This window comes from Aquabacterium sp. (assembly GCF_021768455.1).
In the GTDB taxonomy this organism is placed as follows: domain Bacteria; phylum Pseudomonadota; class Gammaproteobacteria; order Burkholderiales; family Burkholderiaceae_C; genus Aquabacterium.
This window is the reverse complement of record NZ_JAIZVX010000200.1, coordinates 1-5,854: the sequence shown is the minus strand read 5'-3', so window position 1 is coordinate 5,854 and position 5,854 is coordinate 1. Positions and strand designations below refer to the sequence as shown.

Here is a 5,854-nt window from a genome sequence, read left to right as displayed (position 1 = left end):
CGCTGCATCAAAAAGCAGCAGAGTAGGTTGAACACCTGGCTCAGTTTTAGATCGGCACACCCCTCATAAGTGGCTCAGTTTTCGGTCGGCGCCAACACGCGTGTGGGTCAACGAGTGCCTGACGCGGGCGGTGGCGCTGTACCTGGCGCAGCATGCAGGTCGGCGCTACGACGCCTTGTTTTCTGACGAGGCCGATGGGGCGCTGGACCCGGAGCGCAAACGCATGTTCATGGCCATGAAGCGCGAGGTGTTGCGCGTGGGCGGCTACCAGCGGGAGTTTTTTGTGTCGCAAACGCCGGAGTTGACCGCCATGGCCGACGCCGTGATCGACCTGGATGCGATGCGCGATCGCGGGGTGACTGTAGATGGCGCAAAAAAATGGGCGTCGGCCTGAGGGCGCGACGCCCGGTGGGGGTCAAAGGGGATCGGTCTCTTCGAAAATCGGCAGCCCGTCCACGATGGCTGCATCGCTGTCGAACTTGAGCCAGACGATGCCAGCCAATCTGGCTGCTTCGAAGATCGTGGCCATATCGCTCTCAGCGGGCACCGTGTAGGGTGGGTCGCCCACGTAGACGAAGCCACCATAGTCGTTCGGGTACACGTTGACCGACAAGTCGTCATTGGCAAGCTTCTGGCGTGTGGTCGCCGTCAAGTGGCTAATCGACAGGGCGACGAGAGGCTCAACCAGTTCCAACAGCCTGGTCACGATGAGTTTATCCAAGGCGAACTCCTTCTTGGCGAGAGCGGGGACTCGGTTCACGCACAGTCTTGCGGGGCGGGCGTTGGAAGTCCATCCCACAATTCCGACAGCGGAACCAGCGCAAGCGGCCCAGTGAGCCCAACAAGACACCTTGTCCATCACATGCATGACAAGGTGGTGGCTGTTGGGAGGATGTGGCTGCCCTATTCACAGCAAGCCCTGTTCCGCAAAAGACAGGACGCGGTCGCCTCCTACGACGAAATGGTCGAGCACGCGCACGTCCACCATCATCAAAGAGGATTTCAGCGTCTGGGTCAAGAGTTCGTCTGCACTGCTTGGCGACAATTGACCGCTCGGGTGGTTATGGGCCAACAAAACGGATGCCGCGTTGTGGGCCAGCGCGCTTTTGACGACCTCACGAGGGTAAACAGACGTTTGGGTCAATGTGCCCCGGAACATCTCTTCGGCCTCGATCAGAACATGCTGGGCGTCAAGGTACAGCACCAGGAACACCTCGTGCTCCAAACCGGCGCAGTACATGCACAACCAGTCCTTGACAACCTTGGGTGACGCCATGACCGGTCCATCCAGCATTTTGGCGCGCATGTCTCGCAGCGGCAGCTCACGTGCGATGCTGAGTTTGTGGGCCAGCTCAGGGGGAGCGTGCTCAACGGCCTGGTATGTGGCTGCTGCATCGCAGGCGCGGGGCAAAGGGAGGGGAGCTTGGCGAACAGGTGCGGCGAGTAACTCGCTGACCAGTTCGGCACTGGACAAGTGGGTGACATTCACGGATTTCTCCTTCACAAAAAAGGAAAAGCGGGAACGTCCTGTCCCGAGGGGATGGAGGTTCCCGCTCGGGATGTGCTGACGCGAGGCCAGCACGGTCAATGAGGCAGGTGACGACTGCGACGCCGACGCAAGGTCGGGAGCGCATTCCGCGATGGAATGCAGGTAGCAGTGGGCAGTGTGTCGTGATGGTCGGAAGCGCTCAAGCCTTGACCTCTGCATGCCATGGACAAGGGCCCACAGAACCGGGGAGTTGTGGAATGCACGCCCGGGTGACAGCTGAATATCACTTGAAGTTAAGTACAGAAATCTTGTTTCAGTGGGTAGCCAAAGCCGTGACACGGGCCTGAAATTTCGCCAAGATGGCGACTCGAACCCATGCAACGAGCACGACCATGATCCGTTCTGGCCTCCATATCCGGCTCACTCGGCGAGAGATTGAGCGCTTCAAGCTGATCACCGATTTGGAGCCTGCCGGCATCCGCACGCTGGCTGACCTGGATGCCTACATCGCGCAATGCAAGGCGCACTATTGGGGCGTCTCCAGGGACACCCAGTTTCTGCATTGGCTGATCGACCGGGAGTACCAGCAATGCCGTTCAGCGGCGTAGCATGGAGCACGCCGCCTGGCGGTTCATCAAGCAAAGACACGTGGCTCGATGGTGGCGCCGCGCATGAAGGCCAGGTAGGCAGCGGCCTTGCCGATGTCCGCGAAACAAGCGATGGCATCGCTGCCTCGCCTCACGGCCCATGGCAGGTCAGGGCATTCATTGGGCGACAGGCTCAAGTTGGCCTCGCGATAGGCTGGATGCCGATACGGCGTGTTGCCGGTCTGCCAGTCCACCAGGCACAGGATGCAGTCGGTCAAAATGGCGCCGCCACCTGACTCGCCAGGCTCGACCAGCAAGGGGATTTTGAGCATGCCGCCAGATCGGCCAATGCGGCCGACCACGCCATGCTCATCAAGCCACGGTTCACCCGTGGCCAGGTCGCCAAGTATCAGGCGGATCTTCTCGCCAGTTCGGCGATAGGACTCCAGCACCTTGGCCGCTTTGGGATCGGTCCCGGGCGCAAAGTAGGTGCGGTGGTTCAGTGGGGATCGGCCCCATGCGGCTGTGGCCGTCAGGTATTTCTGATAGCCCGCCAGCGTGGCGTAGTCGCCTGGCGCAAAGGCCAGGTGGCTTTGGTCGAGTTGCTGTGCGATCTGATTGGCATGATCGCGAGCATTGTCAAAGCCAAAGCAACTGTGGCCTGATCGCTCCGTGATGACATAGAGCTTTTGCTCCAGGTTGAGTGTGACGGTGGTCATGAGGATTCCTTGTGTGGAAGCCTGGGGACGCACCACCGCTCGGGCCGTGGCCCCGCAGGCGTGTTGTGTCGCTATCAGGTCGGTATCAGCCTTGCGCGGCCAACCGGATGGGGGGCTGATCGCAGACGCTGTCCACCACTTGGCTTTGTCGGAGGTGCTCCAGCTTCAGCAGCAGTGCATGGGCATGTGCGCTGTCATCACCTGCCAGGCCAGGCTGAAGGGCCTGCACTTCCTTGATCAGCAAGCGCAGTTCCTGCACGATGGCCCGGTGGGAACGCTTCTCGATGGCGCACAAGGCGTCGGTTGCAGTGGTCATGGGAAATTCCTTCCGTGGGTGTGCCGCACTGCCACTCGGGCAGATGCAGGCGAAATGGGGGGGAACGCGGCATGCACCACCAGCAGATGGGCAGGCGCGTGGGTCGATCTGGGCAGGGCCAGGGCGCTGGCCCCGGCACGGTCAAGACGCGGTGGTCTTGACGTGCGGGGAATCAGGCTGTTTGAGACACAGCATTGGGCTTTGACGGCTCTCCCGACGTGGCGGATGGCGCGTCCTTGGGCACAGGAGCTTGAGCTTCAAAAGACGATTGAGCCTGGGCAAACTCCGGCGCTTTCTTCAGGCGCTTGACTTGGGTTGCTGCCGGTTCGTTGGCAGTAGGTGGCAGGCATTCAACGGCGATGTCGCCGCCTTGGCGCAGCATGTGGCGAAGTGCCAAAGCTGGCGCAATAAAAACGCCATGGAACAGCCGACGCACGAACTGACCGATGCGCCTGTTGCGTGCGGCTGTGGCTTTGTGTGTCCGCAAGGATTGCTTGCAGCACAGGTACAGGGCCAGGTGGTTACGCTTCATCATCGGGTCAGCTTCCAACTGGGCCATGACTTCGGCGGCCATGACGGGGTCCTGACCCACTCGGCGGTAAAAGCCCATCCAGGCACGAGACTCCTCAATTTCGACACAGCTGCGTTTGGGGCGAGCGCGAGACGCTTCATGATTCATGGTGTGAACTCCAGAAAGGAGGAGGGCACACCTATCCCGGCGGGGAGACGGTGGACTCCCCCAAAGGGTTGCGTGGAAGTGCAGCACAGCCGAATGGCCGAGGCACATGAAAGACGGTTCACATCCCATGAAGTCGAGGGCTCCCGATCAATCGGGCTTGACTTCAATGGGATGCGAACGCGGGTGAACACAAGTTGGGCGAGACCGGGGAGGTCTGCGCGTCATTTCGTGTTCGACCCGAACTGCAGGCGAGGTCAATCGCCACGGTGTCAATGTGCTGATGCTGGACCACAGTCAAGTGGTTCAGGCGGCAGCACGGTAAGCCATGACCTGTTCGACCTGTCGCGAGACAGGCAGCGCAGGCTTCAGCAATGCGGGTAGCACTGCAGGACGGATCACAGGCTCGCGGGCAAGCCCGGAGCCACCCAACAGCACGCAGATGGCGCGCGTTTCCCTTATCGCATGAGGGCATGCGTTCATGACGTTCTCCTTCAGGGTGTGAAGGGGAACGCCTCGTCCCGATGGGGAACATGGTGGTTCCCCAACTTGGAATGCTTCAGCCTTGGCGGTTGAAGCGGCTCGGCGGCGGCACGGTGAGGTGCGCCGATGACACGGTGTTCAGCATGAGGGCTGAACGAGGCACAAGGCCATTGACATGGCCTAGCTGAACCGAGGTTCAGCTTCTACAAGGCAGGTCACGACTGCGACGCCAGCATGGCTGGACTTCAGGGAGACCGAAATCTCCATTGAAGGCTTCGTGAACGCGATGTCCACAGTTAGCCGTTGCAGTATCGATTCCCTCTGCATTTTTCTCAATCCATGAAGCCAAGGTGACAGGAAGCACCATCAACAAGGCTTGGCAAATGGCATCGCTTTTCCGTGGCCGATTGGCGCTCAAATTGGTCTGAGCAAGCAACAGCGCCCTAGGTGGCGATGACGCATGGGCGACAGATTTTTGCCGAAGCGAAGCTCAGTCAAAGCGTTTCAAATACCGAGAAAAGACCCAGCCTTGCACGCTGGATGCATGGTCAGGGCTGGTCCATGAAACGAGCGTGAAATCCTTGGTTTTCTGTAGAACATGCACGGCTTGGCCAAAGTGAAGCTGACCTATGGCTGGGGACCGGGCCGATGCGCTTGAGCGAACCATCAGGGACTTGGCGGCAACGTAGCGGTGGTCGCTCAAGAGCCGCAGATCACCCACGGTATCCGAGGCAGCTTGCTTGACCGCTTTGTGCGCATCTTGGCGAGGCTTTTCTTCCAGCAACTTCTTGACGTAGAAGTCGCCGATAGGCGCCAAGAACGCGTTGAGCAGCAGAAACACCATGGGAACAACGATGAGCCACAGCACCTTCTGCAGCTTGGGCTCGCTTGTCTGGGCGATGGCCGCCAGGATTTGTTGAAGTGCAGCTTCTGGGGTGGCTTGTTCAGCAGCCTCGTGTGCAATGGTCTGCATCGCCAAGGATGCTTGTGCCTTGAGTTTGGCGTCCAACTCCTGCCAAACGGCGCTGAAATCGGTGCTCTTGAGGCTGTCGTGAAAGCCTGACCTGGCGATGGAATCGACGAGCGCCTTTTCAGTCAGTCCTTGAAACGGTGCTTGATGTGCCAGCAGGCTCTTTCGGATGTCTTCGAATGGGTCCTTCCATGCCTTGGCCATGTCCATCGCCGCCCGTAATGCGGTGCCTTTAGACATCTCGTCAACCATCCGCATCAACTCAACCGAAACGCCGCTCGACGCGGCGTCAATTTGTCGTTGAAGGTCGCCAAACAGCGCCGTGTTACCTGCAATTGAGCGGGCCGAGGCAAGGATGTCGGCGTATGGTTTGCCCAACATCTGCGCGTGACTCAATTGCGCCTCGCGGATCGCCGCAGCATGCGCGCCAAGTCTCGCGTGCTGGCCCAAGATGCGTTGAAGGTCACCCACGGGCCCAAGGGCTTCGATGTGCTTGCGCCAGCCTGAGGTGAGGTCTGAGGTGTTGGCGCCGACCGAAAACTGAGCCACTTATGAGGGGTGTGCCGATCTAAAACTGAGCCAGGTGTTCAACCTACTCTGCTGCTTTTTGATGC

8 protein-coding genes and 1 pseudogene are annotated in these 5,854 nt (G+C 59.8%); 2 read left to right on the top strand and 7 right to left on the bottom strand.

Going from position 1 to position 5,854, the window contains the following annotated elements:
• Positions 1-97: 97 nt before the first annotated feature.
• Positions 98-394, top strand: a pseudogene (locus QZ994_RS18320) (hypothetical protein); the annotation flags it as partial.
• A 21-nt stretch (positions 395-415) separates the two neighbouring features.
• Here QZ994_RS18320 and QZ994_RS18315 read toward each other — a convergent pair.
• Positions 416-721: a hypothetical protein gene (locus tag QZ994_RS18315; RefSeq protein WP_137839895.1), complete on the bottom strand. Its 306-nt coding sequence runs from the start codon at positions 719-721 to the stop codon at positions 416-418.
• Positions 722-907: 186 nt separating this feature from the next.
• Positions 908-1,489, bottom strand: coding sequence for a RadC family protein (locus tag QZ994_RS18310; protein ID WP_290877038.1), 582 nt, complete (start codon positions 1,487-1,489; stop codon positions 908-910).
• Between the two features lie 392 nt (positions 1,490-1,881).
• Between QZ994_RS18310 and QZ994_RS18305 the strand changes: the two genes are divergently transcribed.
• Positions 1,882-2,097 carry a hypothetical protein gene (locus QZ994_RS18305; RefSeq protein WP_137839897.1) on the top strand — a complete coding sequence of 72 codons (216 nt, stop codon included), beginning with the start codon at positions 1,882-1,884 and terminating at the stop codon, positions 2,095-2,097.
• A gap of 26 nt (positions 2,098-2,123) precedes the next feature.
• Here the strand turns inward: QZ994_RS18305 and QZ994_RS18300 are convergent, their stop codons facing one another.
• From QZ994_RS18300 to QZ994_RS18280, 5 genes are all read right to left on the bottom strand, one after another.
• Positions 2,124-2,795: a hypothetical protein gene (locus tag QZ994_RS18300; protein WP_133611275.1), complete on the bottom strand. Its 672-nt coding sequence runs from the start codon at positions 2,793-2,795 to the stop codon at positions 2,124-2,126.
• An 85-nt stretch (positions 2,796-2,880) separates the two neighbouring features.
• Positions 2,881-3,111, bottom strand: a complete 231-nt coding sequence (locus tag QZ994_RS18295) for a hypothetical protein (protein ID WP_137839898.1) — start codon at positions 3,109-3,111, stop codon at positions 2,881-2,883.
• Positions 3,112-3,283: 172 nt separating this feature from the next.
• On the bottom strand, positions 3,284-3,685 hold the full coding sequence (locus tag QZ994_RS18290; protein ID WP_290877032.1) for a hypothetical protein: 402 nt from the start codon (positions 3,683-3,685) through the stop codon (positions 3,284-3,286).
• Positions 3,686-4,093: 408 nt separating this feature from the next.
• Complete coding sequence (locus QZ994_RS18285) at positions 4,094-4,270, bottom strand: hypothetical protein (RefSeq protein WP_171010169.1); 177 nt, start codon at positions 4,268-4,270, stop codon at positions 4,094-4,096.
• Between the two features lie 490 nt (positions 4,271-4,760).
• Positions 4,761-5,789 carry an SH3 domain-containing protein gene (locus QZ994_RS18280; RefSeq protein WP_290877025.1) on the bottom strand — a complete coding sequence of 343 codons (1,029 nt, stop codon included), beginning with the start codon at positions 5,787-5,789 and terminating at the stop codon, positions 4,761-4,763.
• Positions 5,790-5,854 lie beyond the last annotated feature (65 nt).

Coding starts and splice junctions, on each gene's coding strand:
- QZ994_RS18305 (WP_137839897.1), top strand. CDS start 1,882: ATGATCCGTTCTGGCCTCCATATCCGGCTCACTCGGCGAGAGATTGAG.
- QZ994_RS18300 (WP_133611275.1), bottom strand. CDS start 2,795: ATGACCACCGTCACACTCAACCTGGAGCAAAAGCTCTATGTCATCACG.
- QZ994_RS18295 (WP_137839898.1), bottom strand. CDS start 3,111: ATGACCACTGCAACCGACGCCTTGTGCGCCATCGAGAAGCGTTCCCAC.
- QZ994_RS18290 (WP_290877032.1), bottom strand. CDS start 3,685: ATGGCCGCCGAAGTCATGGCCCAGTTGGAAGCTGACCCGATGATGAAG.
- QZ994_RS18285 (WP_171010169.1), bottom strand. CDS start 4,270: ATGAACGCATGCCCTCATGCGATAAGGGAAACGCGCGCCATCTGCGTG.